Origin of the sequence: Nonomuraea sp. B10E15, assembly GCF_039871615.1 — a bacterium.
Lineage (GTDB): Bacteria > Actinomycetota > Actinomycetes > Streptosporangiales > Streptosporangiaceae > Nonomuraea.
Genome location: NZ_JBDPMB010000007.1, coordinates 57,267 through 79,284, shown reverse-complemented (window position 1 = coordinate 79,284; position 22,018 = coordinate 57,267). Strand labels below are relative to the sequence as shown.

Annotated in this window: 22 protein-coding genes and 1 pseudogene; 11 read left to right on the top strand and 12 right to left on the bottom strand. The window is 71.1% G+C overall.

Features of this window, described 5'->3' with window-relative positions:
• The first annotated feature begins 72 nt into the window (after positions 1–72).
• From tdh to ABGB14_RS21615, 6 genes and pseudogenes are all read left to right on the top strand, one after another.
• The gene (gene tdh, locus ABGB14_RS21640) at positions 73–1,140 is read left to right on the top strand and encodes an L-threonine 3-dehydrogenase (RefSeq protein WP_347645613.1); all 1,068 of its coding nucleotides are present in this window, start codon (positions 73–75) and stop codon (positions 1,138–1,140) included.
• Positions 1,140–2,309 (top strand): glycine C-acetyltransferase, encoded by a 1,170-nt coding sequence (locus ABGB14_RS21635; RefSeq protein ID WP_347645612.1) that lies wholly within the window; start codon positions 1,140–1,142, stop codon positions 2,307–2,309. Before tdh ends, ABGB14_RS21635 begins: the two co-directional genes overlap by 1 nt.
• 66 nt (positions 2,310–2,375) lie before the next feature.
• The gene (locus ABGB14_RS21630; RefSeq protein ID WP_347645611.1) at positions 2,376–3,278 is read left to right on the top strand and encodes a LysR family transcriptional regulator; all 903 of its coding nucleotides are present in this window, start codon (positions 2,376–2,378) and stop codon (positions 3,276–3,278) included.
• A 145-nt stretch (positions 3,279–3,423) separates the two neighbouring features.
• Positions 3,424–3,629 (top strand): annotated as a pseudogene (locus ABGB14_RS21625) (hypothetical protein); the annotation flags it as partial.
• A gap of 123 nt (positions 3,630–3,752) precedes the next feature.
• Positions 3,753–4,373 carry a TetR/AcrR family transcriptional regulator gene (locus ABGB14_RS21620; RefSeq protein ID WP_347645610.1) on the top strand — a complete coding sequence of 207 codons (621 nt, stop codon included), beginning with the start codon at positions 3,753–3,755 and terminating at the stop codon, positions 4,371–4,373.
• A 7-nt stretch (positions 4,374–4,380) separates the two neighbouring features.
• Positions 4,381–5,895 carry an FAD-binding oxidoreductase gene (locus ABGB14_RS21615; protein WP_347645609.1) on the top strand — a complete coding sequence of 505 codons (1,515 nt, stop codon included), beginning with the start codon at positions 4,381–4,383 and terminating at the stop codon, positions 5,893–5,895.
• Between the two features lie 170 nt (positions 5,896–6,065).
• Here the strand turns inward: ABGB14_RS21615 and ABGB14_RS21610 are convergent, their stop codons facing one another.
• The 6 genes from ABGB14_RS21610 to lhgO all read right to left on the bottom strand — a co-directional run bounded on the left by ABGB14_RS21610 (position 6,066) and on the right by lhgO (position 13,713).
• On the bottom strand, positions 6,066–7,793 hold the full coding sequence (locus ABGB14_RS21610; protein WP_347645608.1) for a YfjP family GTPase: 1,728 nt from the start codon (positions 7,791–7,793) through the stop codon (positions 6,066–6,068).
• Positions 7,790–9,607, bottom strand: a complete 1,818-nt coding sequence (locus tag ABGB14_RS21605) for an ABC transporter (protein WP_347645607.1) — start codon at positions 9,605–9,607, stop codon at positions 7,790–7,792. The genes ABGB14_RS21610 and ABGB14_RS21605 overlap by 4 nt, the downstream gene beginning before the upstream one ends.
• 62 nt (positions 9,608–9,669) lie before the next feature.
• Complete coding sequence (locus tag ABGB14_RS21600; RefSeq protein WP_347645859.1) at positions 9,670–10,326, bottom strand: response regulator transcription factor; 657 nt, start codon at positions 10,324–10,326, stop codon at positions 9,670–9,672.
• Positions 10,327–10,391: 65 nt separating this feature from the next.
• Entirely contained in the window at positions 10,392–11,801 is a 1,410-nt protein-coding gene (locus tag ABGB14_RS21595; RefSeq protein WP_347645606.1) for a HAMP domain-containing sensor histidine kinase, read from the bottom strand.
• Positions 11,801–12,493 (bottom strand): response regulator transcription factor, encoded by a 693-nt coding sequence (locus ABGB14_RS21590; protein ID WP_347645605.1) that lies wholly within the window; start codon positions 12,491–12,493, stop codon positions 11,801–11,803. Before ABGB14_RS21590 ends, ABGB14_RS21595 begins: the two co-directional genes overlap by 1 nt.
• Before the next feature lie 17 nt (positions 12,494–12,510).
• The gene (gene lhgO / locus ABGB14_RS21585; protein WP_347645604.1) at positions 12,511–13,713 is read right to left on the bottom strand and encodes an L-2-hydroxyglutarate oxidase; all 1,203 of its coding nucleotides are present in this window, start codon (positions 13,711–13,713) and stop codon (positions 12,511–12,513) included.
• 70 nt (positions 13,714–13,783) lie between these two features.
• Here lhgO and ABGB14_RS21580 point away from each other — a divergent pair, with 70 nt between their 5' ends.
• The gene (locus ABGB14_RS21580; protein ID WP_347645603.1) at positions 13,784–14,182 is read left to right on the top strand and encodes a hypothetical protein; all 399 of its coding nucleotides are present in this window, start codon (positions 13,784–13,786) and stop codon (positions 14,180–14,182) included.
• Between the two features lie 135 nt (positions 14,183–14,317).
• Complete coding sequence (locus tag ABGB14_RS21575; protein ID WP_347645602.1) at positions 14,318–14,884, top strand: hypothetical protein; 567 nt, start codon at positions 14,318–14,320, stop codon at positions 14,882–14,884.
• Positions 14,885–14,890: 6 nt separating this feature from the next.
• Here ABGB14_RS21575 and ABGB14_RS21570 read toward each other — a convergent pair whose 3' ends face one another.
• Positions 14,891–15,901, bottom strand: a complete 1,011-nt coding sequence (locus tag ABGB14_RS21570; RefSeq protein ID WP_347645601.1) for a hypothetical protein — start codon at positions 15,899–15,901, stop codon at positions 14,891–14,893.
• A gap of 134 nt (positions 15,902–16,035) precedes the next feature.
• On the opposite strand from ABGB14_RS21570, the gene ABGB14_RS21565 reads away from it, so the two are divergent.
• Positions 16,036–16,353, top strand: a complete 318-nt coding sequence (locus ABGB14_RS21565; protein ID WP_347645600.1) for a hypothetical protein — start codon at positions 16,036–16,038, stop codon at positions 16,351–16,353.
• A 3-nt stretch (positions 16,354–16,356) separates the two neighbouring features.
• Here ABGB14_RS21565 and ABGB14_RS21560 read toward each other — a convergent pair whose 3' ends face one another.
• Positions 16,357–16,536, bottom strand: coding sequence for a hypothetical protein (locus ABGB14_RS21560; RefSeq protein ID WP_347645599.1), 180 nt, complete (start codon positions 16,534–16,536; stop codon positions 16,357–16,359).
• A 224-nt stretch (positions 16,537–16,760) separates the two neighbouring features.
• Between ABGB14_RS21560 and ABGB14_RS21555 the strand changes: the two genes are divergently transcribed.
• The gene (locus ABGB14_RS21555; protein WP_347645598.1) at positions 16,761–17,075 is read left to right on the top strand and encodes a hypothetical protein; all 315 of its coding nucleotides are present in this window, start codon (positions 16,761–16,763) and stop codon (positions 17,073–17,075) included.
• Between the two features lie 14 nt (positions 17,076–17,089).
• Here the strand turns inward: ABGB14_RS21555 and ABGB14_RS21550 are convergent, their stop codons facing one another.
• On the bottom strand, positions 17,090–18,346 hold the full coding sequence (locus ABGB14_RS21550) for an MATE family efflux transporter (protein WP_347645597.1): 1,257 nt from the start codon (positions 18,344–18,346) through the stop codon (positions 17,090–17,092).
• 97 nt (positions 18,347–18,443) lie between these two features.
• Here ABGB14_RS21550 and ABGB14_RS21545 point away from each other — a divergent pair, with 97 nt between their 5' ends.
• The gene (locus ABGB14_RS21545; RefSeq protein ID WP_347645596.1) at positions 18,444–19,412 is read left to right on the top strand and encodes an aldo/keto reductase; all 969 of its coding nucleotides are present in this window, start codon (positions 18,444–18,446) and stop codon (positions 19,410–19,412) included.
• Between the two features lie 97 nt (positions 19,413–19,509).
• Here the strand turns inward: ABGB14_RS21545 and thpR are convergent, their stop codons facing one another.
• From thpR to ABGB14_RS21530, 3 genes are read right to left on the bottom strand one after another with little or no spacing between them, the layout of a single operon-like run.
• Positions 19,510–20,067 carry an RNA 2',3'-cyclic phosphodiesterase gene (gene thpR / locus ABGB14_RS21540; protein WP_347645595.1) on the bottom strand — a complete coding sequence of 186 codons (558 nt, stop codon included), beginning with the start codon at positions 20,065–20,067 and terminating at the stop codon, positions 19,510–19,512.
• 36 nt (positions 20,068–20,103) lie between these two features.
• On the bottom strand, positions 20,104–21,327 hold the full coding sequence (locus tag ABGB14_RS21535) for an MFS transporter (RefSeq protein WP_347645594.1): 1,224 nt from the start codon (positions 21,325–21,327) through the stop codon (positions 20,104–20,106).
• A gap of 26 nt (positions 21,328–21,353) precedes the next feature.
• Positions 21,354–21,932 (bottom strand): MarR family transcriptional regulator, encoded by a 579-nt coding sequence (locus ABGB14_RS21530; RefSeq protein WP_347645593.1) that lies wholly within the window; start codon positions 21,930–21,932, stop codon positions 21,354–21,356.
• Positions 21,933–22,018 lie beyond the last annotated feature (86 nt).

Below are 22,018 nucleotides of genomic sequence, written 5' to 3'. Positions count from 1 at the left end.
AAGCCTCGATGGACACGCTGGGCGGGGAACGGGCACAGTGCGTTACTGATGCTTCGACGTAGGGGGACGCGCATGAAGGCGCTGGTCAAGGAGCGGGACGAACCCGGCCTCGCGCTGGTGGACGTGCCGGAGCCGGAGGTGGGGCCCGGCGAGGTGAAGATCCGGGTCCTGCGGACCGGCATCTGCGGCACCGACCTGCATATCCGGAAATATGACGATTGGGCGCGGCATACCCTGAAACCTCCGTTGATCGTGGGTCATGAGTTCTCCGGCCACGTGGTCGAGGTGGCGCCGGACGTCGAGGACATCACCCCCGGCGACCTCGTCAGCGGCGAGGGACACCTCGTCTGCGGCAAGTGCCGCAACTGCATGGCCGGCCGCAGGCACCTGTGCCGCAACACGATCGGGCTGGGCGTCCACAGGGACGGCGCGTTCGCCGAGTACGTCACCCTGCCCGCCTCGAACGTCTGGGTGCACCGTGTCCCCGTCCATCCCGACGTGGCCGCCATCTTCGACCCGTTCGGCAACGCCGTACACACCGCGCTCTCCTTCCCCCTGGTCGGCGAGGACGTGCTGATCACCGGCGCGGGCCCGATCGGGCTCATGGCGGCGGCGGTGGCCACGCACGTCGGCGCGCGCAACGTGGTCATCACCGACGTCAGCGACGAGCGGCTCGACCTGGCCCGCAAGCTCGGCGTCTCGCTCGCGCTCAACGTCTCCACGTCCCCGATCACCGAGGGCATGCACCGGCTCCACCTGCGCGAGGGCTTCGACGTGGGGCTGGAGATGTCCGGCAACCCGGCGGCGCTGCGCGACATGATCGCCAACATGACCCACGGCGGGAAGATCGCCATGCTCGGGCTGCCCGCCGAGGAGTTCGCCATCGACTGGGCCACCGTCGTGACGTCCATGATCACGATCAAGGGGGTCTACGGCCGCGAGATGTACGAGACCTGGTACAACATGTCCGTGCTGCTGGAGAAGGGCCTCGACCTCTCCCCCGTGATCACCGACCGTTTCCCCTACCACGCCTTCGACGCCGCCTTCGACACGGCCGCCAGCGGCCGTACGGGCAAGGTCATTCTGGACTGGAGCGCAACGCCGGCCGAAGCGGCCACGACCACCGACAGGAGCGCCTGATGTTCACGAACGTGCGCGAGCAGCTGCGTACGACGCTCGACGAGATCACCGAGGCCGGGCTGCTCAAGCCCGAGCGCGTGATCAGCACCCCGCAGAGCTCCCAGGTGAGCGTGGCAGGGCGCGAGGTGCTGAACTTCTGCGCCAACAACTACCTGGGCCTGGCCGACGATCCCACGGTGGTCGAGGCCGCCAAGGAGGCGCTCGACCGGTGGGGGTTCGGGATGGCGTCCGTACGCTTCATCTGCGGCACCCAGGAGGTGCACAAGGAGCTCGAATCCCGCCTGTCCGACTTCCTCGGCATGGAGGACACCGTCCTCTACAGCTCCTGTTTCGACGCGAACGGCGGCGTCTTCGAGACGCTGCTCGACGCCCAGGACGCGGTGATCTCCGACGCGCTCAACCACGCCAGCATCATTGACGGCATCCGGCTCTCCAAGGCCAAGCGGTTCCGGTACGCCAACCGCGACATGGCCGAGCTGGAGGCCAGGTTGAAGGAGGCGTCGGAGGCGCGGCGGCGGCTGATCGTGACCGACGGCGTGTTCTCCATGGACGGATATCTCGCCCCGTTGCGCGACATCTGCGACCTGGCCGAGCGGTACGACGCCATGGTGATGGTCGACGACTCGCACGCCGTAGGCTTCGTCGGGCCCACCGGGCGCGGCACACCCGAGCTGCACGGCGTCACCGACCGGATCGACATCATCACCGGCACGCTGGGCAAGGCGCTCGGCGGGGCCAGCGGCGGCTACGTCTCGGCCCGCAAGGAGATCTGCGAGCTGCTGCGCCAGCGCTCGCGCCCCTACCTGTTCTCCAACTCGCTCGCGCCCGTCATCGCCGCCGCGTCGCTGCGCATCCTCGACCTGCTGGAGACCTCGGACGACGCCCGCGAACGGCTGCGCGCCAACACCGCCCGTTTCCGCGGCGGGATGGCCGCGGCCGGGTTCGACATCCTGCCCGGCGACCACCCGATCGTGCCCGTGATGATCGGCGACGCCGCCGAGGCGGGCGCCCTGGCCGAGCGCCTGCTCGACCTCGGCGTCTACGTGATCGGCTTCTCCTACCCCGTCGTGCCGCACGGCCAGGCGAGGATCCGCGTCCAGCTGTCGGCCGCGCACTCGCAGGACGACGTCGACCGCGCGATCGAAGCCTTCACCCAGGCCCGCGCCTGAGCCGCGGCCCCGCCCGCCTGGACGCCTCGCCGCGTGACAGGGGCGGGGGGTCAGTATTCTCGCTGCGTGATAGACACGCGGCGGCTGCGTACGTTGCGCGCGGTGGCCGACCACGGCACGGTCACCGCCGCGGCGGCGGCGCTGCACCTCACGCCCTCGGCCGTGTCCCAGCAGCTCGCCGCCCTGGAGCACGAGGTGGGCCACCGCCTGCTCACGCGTGACGGGCGCGGCGTGCACCTGACCGCGGTGGGCAAGATCATGATCGCCCACGCCAACGAGGTCCTCGCCCAGCTCGAACGCGCCGAGGCCGAGGTGGCCGCGTACACCACGGGCGAGGCGGGCGAGGCGACCGTGGCCTGCTTCGCCACCGCGATCAGCGCCGTGCTCTCGCCCACGATCGCCGCCCTGCGCTCCGCCGCCCCCGGCCTGCGCGTACGCGTGCTCGACGCCGAAGGCGACCAGAGCCTGGCCATGCTGCTCGACGGGGAGGTGGACCTGGCGATCGCGGTGGAGTACCGGGACGCGCCCGACGCCTCCGACCGCCGGTTGTCGCGCATGCCGCTGTACGCGGAGCCGTTCGACCTGGTCCTCCCCCGCGACCATCCGCTGGCGGGGTCGGCCACGCTGGAGTCGCTCGCTTCCGAGACGTGGATCGGCCCCTATCCGGGCAATCCGGTGCACGACGTGATCACGTTCGCCTGCCGGCAGGCGGGGTTCACGCCGGACCTCGCCCACTGCTCCGACGACTTCAGCGCCGTGGTCGCCCTGGTGGGCGCGGGCGCGGGGGTGGCTCTCGTGCCGCGTCTGGCGCTGCGCGACATGGCGCTGCCCGGGGTCGTCGTACGCCACACGCCGGGGCCGGAGCGCCGCGTCTTCGCCGCCGTGCGCCGTGGCGCCGACTCCCATCCCCTCCTGCGCCCGCTCCTGGCGGGGCTCCGCACGATCTCCGGCTCCCTCGGAACAGGGTGAAACACATCTCCTTCATCCGGGACCTCAGATGTGTTCACCCACCGGAAGGAAATCACATGGGGCCGCCCGGCCCCGAGAACGTTTCGAGGAGATCTGCACAGCGCACTGTCCCGACCTACGCGGGCAGTTCGGCTGCCGATCGGCCCGCCCGTATGTCACCGCGGCGATCGACGTGGCCGGCCGCTGCGTGGCCGGCCTGGTGGTGACGCTGGAGGCGCTGTCGGCGCTGTCGGCCGGGCTGCTCTGGCCTACCGGCCCCGAGGCATGGCGCACTTCGGCGGGATCATCGAGCGGCTGATCGGAACGATGATGCAGCTGGTGCACGAGCCGCCCGGCACCACCTTCTCCAACCCGGCCGGGCCGCGATCGCCCGGCCGCCCTCCTGCGCGCCCGTATGCCTGGCACAATAAGCAACTTGTTCGTAGCTATCTTATTGTAGCTACAAAATAGTAGCTAGTTACCGGGACTATGGACATGGACGTACCACCGGAAAGATCCCGGCGTAGCGCCGCCGACCTGGTCAAAGCCGCGCACGAGGGGGTGATTGCCGAGACCGCCGAACGCGGGCTCGGCACTCTGACCATGGAATGCGTGGCCAAGCGGACGAGGATCGCCAAGACCTCGCTCTACCGGCGCTGGCCGACAGTGGAAGACCTGCTTCTGGAGGCGCTGCACGACGCCCATCCCGCCGAGGAGGTCTCACCCTCCGCCGACGACCTGCGCGGCGACCTCATCAAGGCACTGAACTCGATGGTCACCTGGATGATGTCGCCGACGGCCCAGGCGGCGGGCGCCGTGCTCGCCGAGCGGAACCGCCGCCCCGAGCTGTTCGACGCGCTCTATGAGCGGGTGTTCGACCTGCGCGGACGCCGGTTCACCGAGACGGTGCTGCGCCACTACGCCGCGCGCGGAGCCATCGACGCCGCACGGGTGACCCCGGTGGTCGTGGAGATCGGCGAGGCGCTGGTCACCAAGTTCGCCTACGACGACGGCGTACCGCCGGACCAGGCCCGGATCGCGGAGATCATCGACCAGGCCATCCTGCCGGCGGTTCAGGCCGGCCCATGCCCCCCGGAGCAGAACGGACAGAGGTAATAACACCATGACCACCCAACAGCAGCTCGCCGACTCCCGGAGCCTGCCGCCGGCGATCCGCCCAGACGACCCGCGCTACGCCGGCCTCGTCAGCCGGGGCAACCGCCGCTTCGCCGGAACTCCCGATGAAGTGTGCCTGGCAACCTCGACCGGCGACGTCGTCCACGCGGTCCAGAACGCCGTGACGGCCGGACGGCAGCTCGCGGTGCGCAGCGGCGGCCACTGTTTCGAGGGCTTCGTCGACGACCCGGCCGTGCGCTCGCTGATAGACATGTCGCTGATGAACCGCGTGGAATACGACGCGGAACTCGGCGCCTTCATGGTCGAGGCGGGGGCGACCCTGGGCGAGGTCTACCGCAAGCTCTACATGGGCTGGCGGGTCACCATCCCGGCGGGCCTGTTCCCCGACGTCGGCGTGGGCGGGCACATCCTCGGCGGAGGTTACGGCTACCTGTGCCGGCTGCACGGCCTGGCGGTCGACCACCTGCACGCGGTGGAGGTCGTCGTGGTGAACGACGCGGGGCAGGCCGAGAGCATCGTGGCCACGCGCCACCCGGACGACCCGCACCACGACCTGTGGTGGGCCCACACCGGCGGCGGGGGCGGCAACTTCGGGGTCGTGACGCGCTACTGGTTCCGCACGCCGGGCTCGACCGGATCCACGCCCGCCGACCTGCTGCCCAGGCCGCCCGAGCAGGTGCTCAGCTTTTCGATCGAGTGGGATTGGCAGAGCCTGGACGAGCAGGCGTTCGTCACCCTGATCCGCAACCACGGGCAGTGGTTCGAGTCGGACGCCCATCCGGATTCGGCGTATGCAGGCATGTACAGCGAGCTCTATCTGTGGCGGCGGTCCATGGGCACGATCACGCTGGAAGGCCAGTTGCCCGCGGGCCCCGGCGCGCAGCAACTACTCGACGCGCACCTCGAAGCGCTGTCCCAGAACACCGTCCCGCCGTCCGCGCGGAAGGTCGAGGTGAAACCGTGGCTGGCCTACGCACTCGAAGGCTCCGGGATGGACACCAGGCAGCACAACCTCAAGACCAAGGACAGCTACCAGCGCCGCCGGCTGACCGATGAGCAGATCTCCGTGGCCTACCGCTACCTCACCAGCGAGAACGTCCCCGGCCCTGGCGGCGCGCTGATCCTGCACTCCTTCGGCGGCCGGGTCAACGCGGTCGCCCCCGAAGCCACGGCCGTCGCCCAGCGCGACTCGGTGCTCAAGCTGTTCTTCGTGGCCGGCTGGGAGGACACCGACGACCAGACACCGCACCTGGCGTGGGTCCGCGAGTTCTTCAGGGACGTCTACGCCGACACGGGCGGCGTGCCCGTCACCGGCACGGCGAGCGACGGCTCCTACATCAACATGCCCGACATCGACCTCGACGACCCGGACTGGAACACCTCCGGCGTGCCGTGGCACACGCTCTACTACAAGGGCAACTACGCCCGCCTGCAGCGGATCAAGGCGACATACGACCCGCACGACATCTTCCGGCACCGTCTGTCCATCCGCCCGAGCTGACCGTTCGACGTCCTCCTCCGAAAGGACCCATCGCGACCCCGCCGGCGACGCTCAGCCGACGGAGCCGATCGATCGACAGCAACCGCCATGCCGCGGGCCACCGCACAACGCGGCAACCCCCACAACGGGTCAGGGGCGTGCCGCAGCGGCCTGCGGGGGCTTGGCTACGTTCAGTCTGCTCGGGCCCGCCCGAGCGCGTCGGTGAAGCGGGCGTACCTGTCCAGTTCGGCTTCCACGGGATCCAGCACGAGGTCCTCGCCGACCTGGCCGATGGCCGCGCGCAGGGCCCGGGACGTACGCCGGGCCCTGCGCCGGCCGCCCGCCCAGGCGGCCAGCCTCGACAACAGCGCGACCAGCACGCCCGCGAGCGCGCCTCCCACCAGCAGCACCGTCGGCCACGGCACCACGCCGGCGGTCGGGAGCGGCGGCTGCGGCAGGCGCAGGTAGTCCATCGCGAACAGCACGCCCAGCCACAGCGCACCGGCCACCATGGCCGCGAACACCAGCCACTGCAGCGCGTTCACCGCCCGCCACCACCGAGGTCGCCTGGTCGCGCCGGCGGACGTCCTCGCGACCGCCCGGTCCACGGCGTCCGCCAGCTCCTGGGAGCGCGAGCGCGCCGCGTGCCGCACCGCCGCCGCCCACGGGCCGGGCAGCCCGGACGCGGCCGCCTCGCCGACGTCCCTGATCGCCGTCTCGACCTGAGCCCGCTGGACGGCCGACGCCGCCGGAACCGACGTGCGGCCCACGATTTCGCTCCCAGGCTCCCCGCCCGGCCCTTCGATCTCCCTGCCCGCCGCGCCGGTCACGCCACCGGCCACCGCGCCCTGCGGGGCCATGCCGTCGACGCGCAGCCTCCTGAGCGGGTCCGGCCGGAACCTCCTGAGCCACCTCGTGACTGGCCACCCGGTGGCGACGATCGCCCGGTGCCGGTGCCCCTTGGCCACGGCCTCCACGACCAGCGGCACCCCTGCCGCCTGCGACAGCGCCCCGGTGAGCGCCCTGCCCAGCCCTCCCGTCAGCTGCGCCGCCCCCTCCGTGCCCCGCCCTGAGGAGCCCGGCTTCTCCGCCGCACCCGGCAACCCCTCCGAGGCCCGGCCGGCGGTGGTGAGGTGGGTGGCGGCGGTCGTGACGTCGGCGGCCAGGCGGGCGGACCACGACTTACGTTCGGAGACCCGGTCCTGGAGGAGCGAGCGGAGCCGGGGCAGCCCCGTCCCGGTCCTGGCGGAGACGGCGAGCACCGGAACGCCCTGCATCCCGTCGTCGTCCAGCAGCCGGCGCATGTCGCGCAGGCAGCGGTCGACGGCCTGCGCGGGCAGCCGGTCCACCTGGTTGAGCACCACCACCGTCACGTCCCGGTGCGCGGCCAGCGGGCGCAGGTAGCGCTCGTGCAGCGCCGCGTCGGCGTACTTCTGCGGATCCACCACCCACACCAGCAGGTCGACCAGCTCCACCAGGCGATCCACCTCCAGTCGGTGGGAGAGCCGGATGGAGTCGTGGTCGGGCAGGTCCAGGAGGATGAGGCCGGACAGGTCACCGGCGCCGGCCGCGTGGCGCTGCGGGACGTCGAGCCAGTCCAGCAGCGGGCCCGCGCCCTCGCCGTCCCACAGAGCCGCCTGCGCGGTCGAGGTCGTCGGCCTGGTGACGCCCACGGCCGCCAGCTCCGCACCGGCCAGGGCGTTGTAGAGCGACGACTTGCCGCTGCCGGTCGCCCCCGCCAGCGCGGCCACGGTGTGGTCGACCGACAGGTTGCGACGTGCCCCGGCCCGTTCGGCGACCGAACGCGCGCCGGACACCGCCTGCTCGGGCAGCCGCCCCTCGGCCAGCGAGGCCGCCTCGAGGAGGGCGGCGAGCCTGGAGTCGAGAGACGGGCCCTCCTTACGGCGCAGCAGCTTCACGGCCTCTCCTCGGGGTCAGGCGGCGTCGGACCTTGCACGGGCCCGACGACCGGAAGCTCGGCGGTGGGTGGTTCCGCCGGTCCGGCGAGTTCGGCGGCGGGTGGTTCGAGGGCGGGCGCGGGGAGTTCGGTGCGGTGGGCCTGGATGCGCTCCAGTGCCGTACGCAGCGCATCCGCCGTGTCCGCGGGCGGCTCGACCACCTCCAGCTGGGCGGTGAACCGGGCCGCCTCCTCGGCCAGCAGGGTGCGTACGCGCTCGCGCAGGTCCTCCCTGGCCCGCACGGTCAGCGTCCGTACCGCCTGGTCACCGAAGACGGCCTCCAGCAGTTTCTGCGTCAGCACGCTCGTCCCGCCGGCGATCCCCACCTCGATCCCGGTCAGCCCTCCTGTGGAGGCGAACACGGCCAGCATGAGCAGCAGCCCGGCCCCGTTCACCCCGAAGGACGCCACGCGGGCGGCCGTGCGCTTCTCTGCGCCCTCCTCGCGTACGAGGTCCAGCACGAACTCCTGCCACCCGCGCACCGCGACCTCGGCCCGCTTGGCCAGGTCGGGCGAGGCGCGGCCGAGCCGGGCGGACTCGACGGCGCCGAGCCGTTCGAGCAGCCCGGGGCCGCCGGGCGCGGCGGACCACCCCTCCAGGGCACGCTCCGCGGCGCCGTCGGCCGCGCCCCTGATCAGCGCCCCGACGCCGCTCTCCAGGGCGTCTCTGAGCCTGACCTCCGGCACCCGTCCCGTGAAGAAGCCGACGACGCGGTCGCGCAGCCAGCCCACCCGGCTCTCCAGCGAGCGCATGAGGTCGCCGGTGCCGATGAAGTCCTGCCAGCGGGCCAGCACCTCGCCGCGCAGCAGCGACCCGTCGCGCATGCCCTCGTCGAAGTCGGCCATGCCGCCCGCGTAGGCCGCCGTGACGATCGAGCGCAGGCCGTCGAAGGCGGCGCGCTGGCGGTCGACGGCTCCGGCCAGCGACGGCACCCGGATGGCGAGGCTGTCGAGCGCCCCCGACAGCGTCTGGCGTACGACGCGGGACCTTTCCGCGGCGTCGGAGGCCAGCCCCGCGAGCCAGGCGGCGATGGGCCGCACCATCTCGCGGGGCAGCCGGGCCTTCTCGTCGGGGAGCGGCGCCTCGGGGACGGTGAACAGCCGGGTGTCCGCCAGGCCGTTCTCGGCGAGGAGGCGGGACAGGTCGCGCGAGACGGGGTCGAGGGCGTCGGGCGGCACGCGGTCGAGGACGACGGCCAGCGCGGTGCTGCGTTCGCGGGCGGAACGCAGGAAGCCCCACGGCACCTCGTCGGCGTAGCGGGCCGCGGTCGTGACGAACAGCCACAGGTCGGCCGCGGCCAGGAGCTGGGCGGCGAGTTCCCTGTTGGCGGTCACCACGGAGTCGATGTCGGGCGCGTCGAGCAGCGCGATCCCGGCGCCGAGCGCGTCGGACGTCACCACGCGCAGCGTGCCGGGGCCGGCGCCGGTGCCGCGGGACAGGCCGGGAAGCACGTTCTGGCCCATGAACCAGTCGCGGTCGGCGGGGCTGACCACGAGCGTGGGCACCAGCGTCGTGGGCCGCAGCACGCCCGGCTCGGCGACGTCGGCCCCGACCAGCGAGTTGACCAGCGTGGACTTGCCCGCGCCGGTGGATCCGCCGACGACGGCGAGCAGCGGCGCGTCGAGGGAGCGCAGCCGGGGCAGCAGGTAGTCGTCGAGCTGGCCGGTCAGCTCGCGCAGTGCGCGCCTGTCGGCCGCGGTCTCCCCGATCGCCAGCGGGAACAGCTCGCGGTCGAGGGGACGGCGCAGTGTCTCCAACGCGCCCAGCAGGTCCATGAACCCCACGCTACCCAGCGTGAACCACATTCACCGGCCGCGGAGCCCGAGGTGTCGCGCGCTCAGCCCGCGGGCGGCTCCCTCAGCACGTAGCCGACGCTACGGAGCGTGTGGATGAGCCGCGGCTCGACGTCGTCGACCTTGCGCCTGAGATAGGAGACGTACGACTCGACCACGCCGGCGTCGCCGCCGAAGTCGTAGTTCCAGACGTGGTCGAGGATCTGCGCCTTCGACAACACGCGCCCGGCGTTGACCATGAAGTAGTGCAGCAGCTTGAACTCGGTCGGCGACAGCCGCACCTGCCTGCCGCCCCGCCACACCTCGCGCGCGTCCTCGTCGAGCTCCAGGTCGGCCACCTTGAGCCTGCTGGCGGGCCCGCCCTCCCCGCGGGTGCGCCGCAGCACGGCCCGGATCCTGGCCTGCACCTCTTCGAGGCTGAACGGCTTCGTCACGTAGTCGTCGCCGACCCGCAGCCCGGCGATCTTGTCCTCGGTGGCGTCGCGGGCCGTCAGGAACAACACGGGCGTGCCGATCCGCTTGGCCACCTCGAAGCCGTCGAGGTCCGGCAGCATCACGTCGAGCACGACCAGGTCGGGCGAGGCGCGTTCCGCCACCTCCACGGCCTCCTGACCGTCGGCGGCGGTCAGCACCTCGAAACCGGAGAAGCGCAGGCTGGCGGAGAGGAGATCCCTGATGCTGGGTTCGTCGTCCACCACCATGATCAGCGCCTCGGGTTTCGTCACCTACTCAGCGTGACAAAATCACCTGAGGGTTTGCTGAAGGCTCACTCCAAGGCGAGTGGGAGTTCCACCCGGAAGGTGGAGCCGTCCTCGGGCGAGCTCTCGACCGTCACCGTGCCGCCGTGCGCCTCCACCAGCGCCTGCACGATCGCCAGGCCGAGCCCGCTGCCCCGGTCCTCCCCCGACCGGCGCGACCGGGCGGAGTCGGCCCGGTAGAAGCGTTCGAAGACCCGTTCCAGCTGGTCGGGGGTGAGGCCGGGGCCGCTGTCGGCGACCTCGATGAAAAGCGTTCCGTCGCCGGCCCCGGCACGCACGGTGATCGGCGAGCCCGGCTCGGTGTGGATGATGGCGTTGGTGACGAGGTTGCTGACGATCTGCCGCAGGCGCACCTCGTCGCCGGCGACGATCAGGGCGGCGCCGCCGATCACGTCGAGCTTCACCGCGCGGTCGGGCGCGAGGATCCTCGCATCGTGTACGGCGTCCGCGGCCAGCGCCAGCATGTCGACCGGGCGCATCTTCAACGGCCGCTGCTGGTCCACCCTGGCCAGCAGCAGCAGGTCGTCCACGAGCAGGCTCATCCGTCCCGCGGCCTTCTCCACGCGCTGCATCAGCTCGGCGGGGTCGGCGCCGGGGTTCTGCCTGGCGTACTCGGCGAAGCCGCGGATGGAGGTCAGCGGGGTGCGCAGTTCGTGGGAGGCGTCGCCGACGAACTCGCGCATGCGCACCTCGGAACGCCGGGCCGCCGCCTCAGAGTCCGACCTGGCGGCGAACGCGGTCTCGATCTGCGCCAGCATCCCGTTGAGCGACCTGGCCAGCCGGCCCACTTCGGTACGCGGGTCGCCGTCCGGCACCCGCCGGCCCAGCTCGCCGGCCGCGATGGCCTCGGCCGTGCGCTCGATCTGGCCGAGGGGGCGCATGCTGCGCCGTACGATCGTGATGCCCACGACGGCCAGGATGAGCAGGATCCCGCCGCCGCCGAGCAGCTCGATGAGCACGAGCCGCCGGGTGATGGCGTCGACCTCCTCCAGGTCCACCGCGACGACCAGCGTGCGCCGGCGGACCATGCTCTCCAGCACCCGCCACTCGCCGTTGCCCCTGATCGCGGGCGCGTTGTAGGGCTCGGCTCCCGGCGCGGACTGCAGGACCGGCTTCGGTTTCAGGTCGACGTCACGGTCGATCAGCATCGGCTCGAACGTGCCGCCCGGCTCCTTGACCAGGACGATCGCGTCGGACTCGATGGCGATCGGCCGGTCGGAGGTCTCCCTGTCCCTCTTCCAGTCGCTCAGGACCTTCTTGTGCATGCGCAGGCTGAGCAGGTGGAGCTGGCTGTCGACCCGGTCGATGAGGTAGCCGTGCAGCACCGAGACGCTCACCAGGCCGATGAACGTCATGCCGAACCCCAGCAGGGCCAGCATCGACGCGATCAGCTTGATCCGCAGCGGCAGGCCGCGCATCACGGGTTCGGCGGCAGGCGGAGGACGTAGCCGACACCGCGCAGCGTGTGGATGAGCCGCGGGCTGCGGTTGTCGATCTTGCGGCGCAAGACGGACACGTACGACTCGACGATGCCCACCTCGCCCCTGAAGTCGTAGTCCCACACGTGGTCGAGGATCTGCGGCTTGGACAGGACCCGGCCGGCGTTCGTCATGAAGTAGCGCAGGAGCTTGAACTCGGTCGGCGACAGCGCCACGGCGTTGCCCCCGCGCCACACCTCGTGGCTCTCCTCGTCCAGCTCGATGTCGGCGAACGTCAGCCTCGGCGGCGGCGACTGCGGCTCCCCGCTCGTACGGCGCAGCACCGCGTGGATCCTGGCGATCACCTCCTCCAGGCTGAACGGCTTGGTCACGTAGTCGTCCCCGCCGATCGTGAGCCCGCGGATCTTGTCCTCGGTCTCGTCACGGGCGGTCAGGAACACCACCGGCGTGTGCAGCCCACCGCCGCGCAGCCGCCTGACGATCTCGAATCCGTCCAGGTCGGGCAGCATGACGTCGAGGACCATGAGGTCGGGGCGGTGCCGCTGCACGGCGGCCACGGCGTCGAGGCCGCTCTTGGCCGTGGTCACGTCGAAACCCGCGAACCTCAGGCTCGCGGCGAGAAGCTCGAGGATGTTCGGATCGTCCTCGACGATCAGCAGGCGTGCTTCCATCACCTTCAAGGATGCACTCATCGGACGGGTGCCGGGACAATTCCGGCAATGTGCCGGGCAATGGCCAGGCTGGACGTGGCGGCGGGTGAGGGCGCGTTACGTACGAGCACGACCGGGCCGTGTACGTCCACGACGAAGTCGTCGACCATGCGGCCGTCCCGCGCCACGGCCTGGGCGCGTACGCCGCCTTCGGTTCTTTCCAGGTCGGAGGCGGTGAGGGCGGGGACGTAGCGGCGGGTGGCGCGGAGGAACTCGCGTTTGACGAGGGAGCCGTGGAGTTCTTTGAGCCCGGTACGCCAGTGGGCGCGGGCCAGACGTAGCGTCCCCGGCCAGCCAAGAATTTGCCGAAAATTGCAGTAATTTCGCCATCGCACGGCAGAACCGTAGCCCTCATAAGCCAGGGCGAGCACCGCGTTCGGCCCGGCCAGCACCCGGCCGTCGGTCTGCCGCGTCAGATGGACCCCCAGGAACGGATAGCGCGGATCGGGCACCGGGTAGATCAACCCCCGGACGAGGTCCTTCGCCGCACCCTGGAGCGCGTAGAAGTCACCCCTGAACGGGACGATCCTGACGTCTCCCGGCGAGCCCGCCATCCTGGCCACCGCGTCGGTGTTCAGCCCGCCGCACACGACCAGGCGGTCGAAGACGAGCCTGCGCTGCCCGGCCAGCACCGCCACGCCTCCCGGGCGTTCCCTGATCGCCCTGACCGGGTGCGCGAGGCGTACGGACCCGCCCAGCTCCGCGACGTCCTGCGCGAGCCGGCGCGCGACCGCAGGGAAGTCGCAGATCGCGGTGTGCGGCGAGTGGATCGCGCCGACGCCGACCGCGTGCGGCTCGATCTCGCGCAGCGCCAGCCCGTCCAGCTCGGAGATGCCCGGCACCCCGTTGGCCCTGGCCCGCTCGGCCAGCGCGCCCAGCCGCGGCCGCTCGGCCGCGGTGCTCGCCACGACCAGCTTCCCGACCTCGACGTACGGCAGCGCGTGCGCGGCACAGTAGTCCTTGAGCAGCGCCACGCCCTCGCGGCACAGTTTCGCCTTCAGCGAGCCCGGAGGGTAGTAGATGCCCGCGTGGACGACGCCGCTGTTGTGCCCGGTCTGGTGAGCGCCGACGCGGTCTTCCTTGTCGAGCACGGTCACCTCGGCGCCCCTGGTCCTGGCCAGCTCCCGCGCCACCGCCAGGCCCACGATGCCCGCGCCCACGATCCCGATCTTCTCCGTCACATGACAATTTTCCGACTTACCGCCCTCCCCCGCCATATCCGGACGAATCGAACATGAGTACGATGTCGCCATGTACGTTCCGCCGGAGTGGCCGCCCGAGGTCCGGCCGCCGAGCGTGCCCGACTGGGAGACCTCCGCGGTGGCCTGGCTGCTCGACGCGGTGCCCCCCGACTACCGCGCCTACGAGGTGCTCAGACGGCACCCGATCGCGCTCGCCAGCATGGCCAGGCACCACGTCGCCTCGGCCGTCGAGGCCGCCCGCGCGGGCTACCGGGCGGCGGCCGTCGACCTCAAAGGACACCTGCCGCCGCACACCATCGAGGCGGTGCTCGACGTGTACCGCGAGGAGGGCCCCCGGCTGGTCCGGCTGTCACGCTCCATCGAGGTGGTGGAGCGGGCGCTGCGCGGCGACCTGTTCACCTCTACGCTGCGTGGACGCGGGCGGCCGGCAGGTCCCCCGCCGCGCTGAGGCCGGACGTCCTGACGCCGGGCCGCGAAGTCGGCGTGCTGTCACCGACAGGCCACCATTCGTGACCTCCCCACTACGATGATCGCGGACCATGACGGGCGGCACATGTGCCGTTAGAACGCGCGAGGAGTGCGGATGCAGCCCAATCCACCGCAACCCAGGTTCCCCCAGTACGGGCAGCCGCCGATCGCGGGCGGACCCGCGCCGTGGGGTGGCGGGCCGAGCCCGCTGGGGCCGCCGCCCAGGCCGAGGGCGAACGTCGTGGCGGCCATGATCGCCGGCATCCTGGGGCTGTTCACTGCCGGCATGCTCGTCTGGTTCGCGCTCTACAACGTCGTCCACGCCAACGGGCCGGCCGGCATCTGGAACGGCGTGGTGGTGGTGAACGTGGTCGGCGGCGTCATCGGCGCCGGGCTGGTGGTGGTCGCAGCAGGGTTCACGTTCGCCCGCAGGATCCCCGGCGCGTGGACGCTGTGCGTGCTCTGCGTGCTCTACGTGGTGGCGACCTTCGTGGCGCCGCTCCTGCGCGGCACGCCCTTCAGCGCTCAGCTCGCGTTCGTCTTCGGCTTCGACAAGACCAACAGCGTCGCCATAGGACTGGCGATCATCTTCTGCGTTCTGACGACGATCATTGCGGCGATCGCCGGCAGCGTGAAGTCGTACGCACCCGCCACCGCCACGATGCGGCACCCCGGCCGATGACGGCCCTCAGCGGGTGCGGCGGGCGAGAAACGTGATCACGCCCACGGCGGTGGCGGCCGCGGCCAGCCAGATGAGAACGTCTTTGATCGTCAACCCGGACGCGCCGGCGCCGGCGGCCACCTCGTCAGGGCTCTCGTCCGGGGCCTTTTCCTGCGCCCCTTCCGGGGTCGGAGTGGGAGTCGGGGTGGCCCGCTCGGGCAGCGGGACACGGTAGACCGGGCTGCGCGGCCCCTCCGAGCCGACCAGCAGCGCCGTGCCGTCGGAGGTGTAGGCGATCGACTCGGCCTGTTCGAGCTCCGGCATCGTCACCTTGGCGATCGTCTCGCCGGAGGGCCGGTAGAGGGTCGCGGAGAAGTAGGTGCGGATGACGTACGACGAGCCGTCGGGGGCGTAGGCGGCGTCCGTGGCCATGAGGGGGGCGCTGGCGACCTTGCGCAGGATGTTCGTCCGGCCGGTGCGGAGCTTCTTCGGCGCCGCGTAGACCGAACCGGCGAACTCCTTGGACACCACGTAGAGCCGGCCGGTCCTGGGGTTGATCATGAGCCCTTCGGCGTTCCGGGCTCCGTCGGCGTAGCGGAAGCGGTAGCGGGTGGCGGGCAGGCTGGCGCTGCGCAGCGTCTGCGGCTCCATCACGCGATAGACCGAGATGTCGGGCCAGGCGCCGTCCAGGTTGTCGCCGATGTCGGCGAACCACAACACCCCCCGCCCTGTCTCCGGGTCCTTGGTCGCCGCCATCGCCTCCCAGTCTCGCGCCTGGGCGCCCTGCACCTGGAAGGTCGCTTTCGTACGGCCCCTCCCGTCGACGGCGTAGAAGGTGGGGGCGGCGGCGCTGTCGTTGTGCGTGTAGAAGACGCCGTCGTGCGTCGGCGACACGGCCAGGCCGCTGGACTCCGTGATCGCGGGATCGCGGAAGGTGAAGAGCTTCTCCGTGCCGTCGTCCGCCGCGTAGGCGGGAACGGCGGACAGACAGCAGATCGCCGTGACGACCGCGAGCATCCTGATCACGACATCCCCCACGCCGCCATCATGCCCCACCCACCGGCCACCCGGTCCGCACGACAGCACCGGCAGCCGCATCGGTGAAGACGCAGCGTCAAGGTCTCGCCACGCTCCGACAAGGACATTCGCGCCGGCCAAGCTAACCTGACCGAATGATCATCACTAATCGCCGTTTGGCCACCGTGTTCGCCGCGACCGTGCTGGCGGGAGGCGGGGCGCTCATGGCCGCGCCCGCCGCCGGCGCCGCCACCTCATCCGCGGCCGCGGCCGTCATCTGCCCCTACCAGGTGAAGACGAAGACGACTCCCAAGTGGCTGTCCGCCACCACCGTCTACATCAAGGGCTGGTGGAATTACCAGGACATCGTCAGCGTCTACCAGGGCTCCGGCAAGTTCGGCCGGGTGAAGACGACCTCCGGCTACTGGGCCACCGCGACCGACCTCACCAGCGCGGGACAGTGCCGCTCCTGAGTCTCAACCGGCCACCTTGGCGCCGTGGCGGTGGAAGCCGGTGCCCTGCAGCATCACCAGCAGCACGTTGGCCACCGCCATGGCCGCCCACAACCCGATGATGCCCCAGGTCCTCGCCACGGGCACGGCGGCCAGGACCAGCAGCCCGTACCAGCGGGTACGGCGGGCGCGAAACATGATCACGCCCACGGGCGGTGGCGGCAGGAGAGGCCCGTTCGTTCGTGCAGCGGAACACGGTGGACCGGACTGCGCGGCCCCTCCGAGCCGACCAGCAGCGCCGTGCCGTCGGCGGCGTAGGTGACCGACTCGGCCACACGACAGGCGCCACGCCCGAGTGGAGGCAGCGCTAATAATCTCGCTACCCGCCGCTAAGGACATCGTCGCGGGCCGCGGCCTAGCCTTTCGGCATGATCACAAAAACGAGCCGTCTGGCTGTGATGCTCGCCGCCACCGTGATGGCGGGGGGCGCGGCGCTGGCCACCGCACCCGCCGCCGGCGCAACCACCTCGACCGCTACCGCGGCCACCCAGTGCCCCTTCGAGGTGACGAAGAAGACGCCCCGTTACAAGGGCTCGACGGGCAGCAAGGCCGACGGCTATTTCAGCAAGGGAGCCATCGTCTACGTCACGTCGGGCTCGTTGACGAACGGGCGGCTGCAGGTCTCCCCATACTGGGTCGACAAGGACCACGTCAAGGGCACTGGTGGGGCGTGCCGCGGATGAGCCGGTCCTGAGCCTCAACGGGCCAGCCTGGCGCTGTGGCGGTGGAAGCCGGTGCCCTGGAGCACCAGCAGCAGCACGTTGGCCACCGCCATGGCCGCCCACAACCCGGTGATGCCCCAGGTCCTGGCCACGGGCACGGCGGCGAGGACCAGGAGCCCGTACCCGATGGCGAAGTAGCCCAGGCTGGCCCCCGAACGTTTGAGCGCGGTGAGCCCGGTCCCCTGCACGGCCTGGGCCGCGTCGGCCATCGACGCCAGCGCCATGAGCGGGAGCAGCGCGAGCACGCGCTCGCGTACCCCGGGATCGTCGCTGAACAGCGTGACCAGCGCCGGGCCGAACCCCAGCAGCAGGCCCGCGCCGGCGAGCGAGGCCGCGAGGGCGAGCAGGGCCGCCGTCCTGTTGGCCCGCCGCGCCCCTGCCGGGTCGGCGGCGCGGGCGATCTCCGGGACCGCGACCTGGCCGATGGAGAGCGAGGCCATCATCATGAGCGCGGTGAGCGTGGTCAGCACGGCGTGGGCGGCGGTGTCACGCGCGCCGGTCCCGCCCGCGGCGAGGGTGACGACCCCGAGCACCGCGAATTTGATCAGTACGGTGCCCGCCAGCGGCACGCTCACCCTCGCGAGCTTGACGATCTCGCCGATCCGTGGTCTGGCCTGCCCGATCGGGCCGCCGAGCGCGCGACGCAGCAGGAGGCTCGCCACGACCGCCGCCGCGACTCCCCCGGCCACCCACGCGATGCCCACACCGGTCAGCCCGAGCGACGGCACCAGCGCCACGGTGAGGACGCTCAGCAGCAGCCCGAAGGTCAGGGACGGCCAGAGCACGCTGCGGTTGCGCCCGAGCGCCACCAGGATGGTGCTCGCGCCGCCGGTGGAGGCGAAGACCACGAGGTAGACCGCGACGAGGTACGGCAGCGCGCCCAGCTCGCGCACCACTGCGCCGGGCACCCCCGTGGCGTGCGCCAGCAGCGGAACGCAGATCACCGCGAGCGCCCCGGCCGCGCCGGCGGCCATGCTGAGCCAGCGCGCGTCCCGCACGATCGGCACGGCCGCCGCGGGCGAGTCCCTGTGCTGGGCGACGAACGGCCCCAGCCCGCGCAGCGCGCCCTGCACGGTCGCGGACGCCGGGTTGAGCACGGCGGTCATGACCGCGAAGGCGGCGAGGGCGACGGTGTCGTACCGGCCGAGCACGGAGGTGACCACCAGCGAGCCGATCATGCCCGTGACCATGGCCAGGAAGAGCGGAACGGCCGCCCTGAGCAGGGCGATCACAGGGAGAGACGGCGCAGCAGGGAATGCCCCATTTCTCGATAGATCACGACTGGATCCTATGGCCTGGAGCGCACTCCAGGTACTTAGGGTTGAGAGCATGGATTACGTCAATCTCGGACGCAGCGGCCTCCAGGTGAGCCCGCTCTGCCTCGGCACCATGAACTTCGGCCCGCTGACCACGGAGGAAGACTCCTTCGCGATCATGGACCGGGCTCATGAGCTGGGGATCAATTTCTTCGACACCGCCAACGTGTACGGCTGGAAACTCGGCGAGGGCATCACCGAGAACATCATCGGCCGGTGGTTCGCTCAAGGCGGCGGGCGCCGGGAGAAGACGGTCATCGCGACCAAGCTGTACGGCGGGATGAGCGACTGGCCCAACGACCAGAAGCTGTCGGCGCTCAACATCCGCAAGGCCTGCGACGCCTCGCTGAAGCGGCTGCAGACCGACTACATCGACATCTACCAGGCCCACCACGTCGACAGGAACACCCCGTTCGACGAGTTCTGGGAGGCCATGGAGACCCTGCGCCAGCAGGGCAAGATCATATACGTGGGCTCCTCCAACTTCGCCGGCTGGCACATCGCCAAGGCCCAGGAGAGCGCCGCCAGGCGCAACACCACCGGGCTGGTCAGCGAGCAGTCGCACTACAACCTGCTGACCCGCGCGGTCGAGCTGGAGGTGCTGCCCGCCTGCGAGGACTACGGCCTCGGCGTGATCCCGTGGAGCCCGCTGGCCGGCGGCCTGCTCGGCGGCGTGCTGCGCAAGATCGACAAGGGCCGGTCGGCCTCGGACGCCGTGGTCAAGCAGCTCGAGAAGCACCGCGACCAGATCGAGCAGTACGAGAAGTTCTGCGACGAGCTGAACGAGGACCCGGCGTACGTGGCCCTCGCCTGGCTGCTCAAGCAGCGGGCGGTCACCGCACCGATCATCGGCCCGCGCACGCTGGAGCAGCTCGACGGCAGCATGCGGACCCTGGAGATCGAGCTGGACGAGGCCGCGCTGGCCCGGCTTGACGAGATCTTCCCCGGCCACCGCACCGCGCCGGAGGACTACGCCTGGTAGTGCTCAGGTCAGCAGGGCGCCGACCACGACGATCAGCAGCAGCAGGCCGAGCACGATGGGCAGCAACCAGGAACGAGGACGATCCACGCCCTGGAGCCTAGCCCCGCTCGGAGGGTGCGAGCGCCCATTCGGCGAGTGACTCGTACCTCACCTGCGGTCCGGTGTGGCTGCAAACGAGACGGACGTGCTCCGCCCGCCACGGCGAGCCGCTGAATCCCGACAGCGACTCGATCAGCGGGCGGAGGTCCGTCTCCGTCTTGGCTCTGGCCAGCGTGAGGTGCGGGTGGAACCGTTTGCCGTCCGTCTGCCCGGCCCCCGCCCGGCGGGCGCCGGCCTTGACGGAGTCGGCGAGCCGGGTCATCGGGTCGCCCGTGACGCCCACCCACAGGACCCTGGCCCGGCGGGCGGACGAGAACGCGCCGAAACCGTCGAAGGCCAGGTCGAGCACGCTGTAGCGGCGCACGGCACGGGCCAGGCGCAGCTCCAGCTCGGGCAGCGCCCGCTCGGGCACCTCGCCGAAGAAGGCCAGCGTGATGTGCCAGGTGGCCCGGTCGGGCCAGCGCAGGCCCGGCACCTGCCCGACGTGCGGCGCTATCGCGCGGGACACCTCGTCCAGCGCCTCGTCGGGCGGCACCAGGGCCGCGAAGAGCCTCATGCCATCCGATTGTGCCCCGTGGCGGGGAGGGGTCGCTCAGGCCGTGGCGAGCGACGGCCTGCGTACCCGCGAGCTGATCAGCCGCGTCACGAGGACCGCCAGCCCTGTGCCCGCCAGGACGAGCACGCCCGACAACATCACGCCCGTACGCGGCCCGCCGAGCTCCGAGAGCCAGCCGATGAGCGGCGCGCCGAGCGGCGCCCCGCCGGTGAAGACCAGCATGTAGATGCCCATGACGCGCCCCCGCATGTCGGGGGAGGTGGCGAGCTGGACGCTGGCGTTGGCGGCCGTGTTGATGGTGATCAGCGCGATGCCCGTGGGGACCAGCAGCAGCAGGTAGACGGGGTAGAACGGGGCCAGCGCCGTCGCGATCTGGAACAGGCCGAAGCCGATCGCCCCGGCGAAGAGCACCTTGCGCGACAACCGTGCCCTGCGCGCCGCCAGCAGCGCCCCGCCGAGCGCGCCCACCGCGAACATGCTGGAGGCCAGGCCGAACGAGGACGCGCCGGCCTTGAACACCTCGCGTGCCATGAGCGCGATCGACATCGAGAACGACTGCGAGAACATCGACACGAACCCGATGAGCAGCACCGGCATGAGCAGTTCTTCGTGCCGCACCACGTAGCGCAGCCCTTCGCGGAGCTGGCCCTTGGCCCTGGGCACGCGCTCGGAGACGTTCAGCTCCGAGCTGCGCATGAAGACCAGGCTGGAGATCACCGCGCCGAACGTCAGCGCGTTGACCAGGAAGATCGGGCCCGTCCCGCCCAGCACGTAGATCAGCAGACCGGCGAGCGCCGGGCCGACCACGCGGGCCAGGTTGAAGATGGAGCTGTTCAGGGCGATCGCGTTGGACAGGTCGTCACGGCCGACCATCTCGACCACGAACGCCTGCCGCGTCGGCACCTCAACGCAGGAGATCATGCCGAGCAGGAACGCCATCGCGTACACGTGCCACACCTGGGCCGCGCCGGTCATCGTCAGCACGCCTATGGTCAGCGCGAGCGAGGCCATCAGCACCTGGGCGCCGACGAGGATGGGCCGCTTGGGGTAGCGGTCGGCCAGCACGCCGCCGAACATGCCGAACAGCAGCATGGGCAGGAACTGCAGCGCGGTGGCCGTGCCGAGCGCCGCCGCGCTGCCGTTGGTCAGGTCGAGCACCAGCCAGTCCTGGGCGGTGCGCTGCAGCCAGGTGCCGACGTTGGAGACGGCGCCCCCGGCCGCGAACATGCGATAGTTACGAACTCTGAGCGACCGGAACATTCCGGTCCTGGGTTCTTCAGGCTCCTCTAGATCCGGCTGAGCTTCTCCAGGATGGGCGCCGCCTGCCGGAGAATCGCCCTCTCCTCGGGGGAGAGCTCTTTCAGCCGCTGTGTCAGCCACGCCTCCTTGCGGCGCCGCTCCTCCTTCAGCAGCTTCTCGGCGGCCTCGGTCACGGTCACGGTCACCTGGCGCCGGTCGGTCGGGTGCGGATGGCGCGCGACCAGGCCGCGTTCCTCGAGCTTGGCGATCACACGCGTCATCGAGGGCGGCTGCACCTTCTCGAGCTCGGCCAATTCGCCGGGGGTTATCCCGAAATGCTGTTCCGTCTGGCTGTCGTGCCCGCTTTGCTGCTCGTGGGGTGGCGAGCTCCTGCGCTCGCTCTGATTGTCGCGCCCGCTTCGACCCTCGTTGGCTCGTTCCTTGCTCACTCCTGGCGAGCTCCTGCGCTCGATGGCGGCGAGGGTCGCGAACTGGGTGGGCGTCAGCGAGTGCGCCGCTGCCTGTCGTCGTAGGCGCCTGGTCAGCCTTGCCAGAGAAACGCGCAAGGCCGAAGCCAGGCCTGCGTCGCTGCGCAGGTCCGTCTTGTGCTGGGGTTTGGTTAGCATGAGTCATTACCTTTGCTAACTATAGGCGAAGGCAGGATATTTCCCTAACCGGTTTTTGCCCTCCTGGATACCAGGAAGCCGTCCCG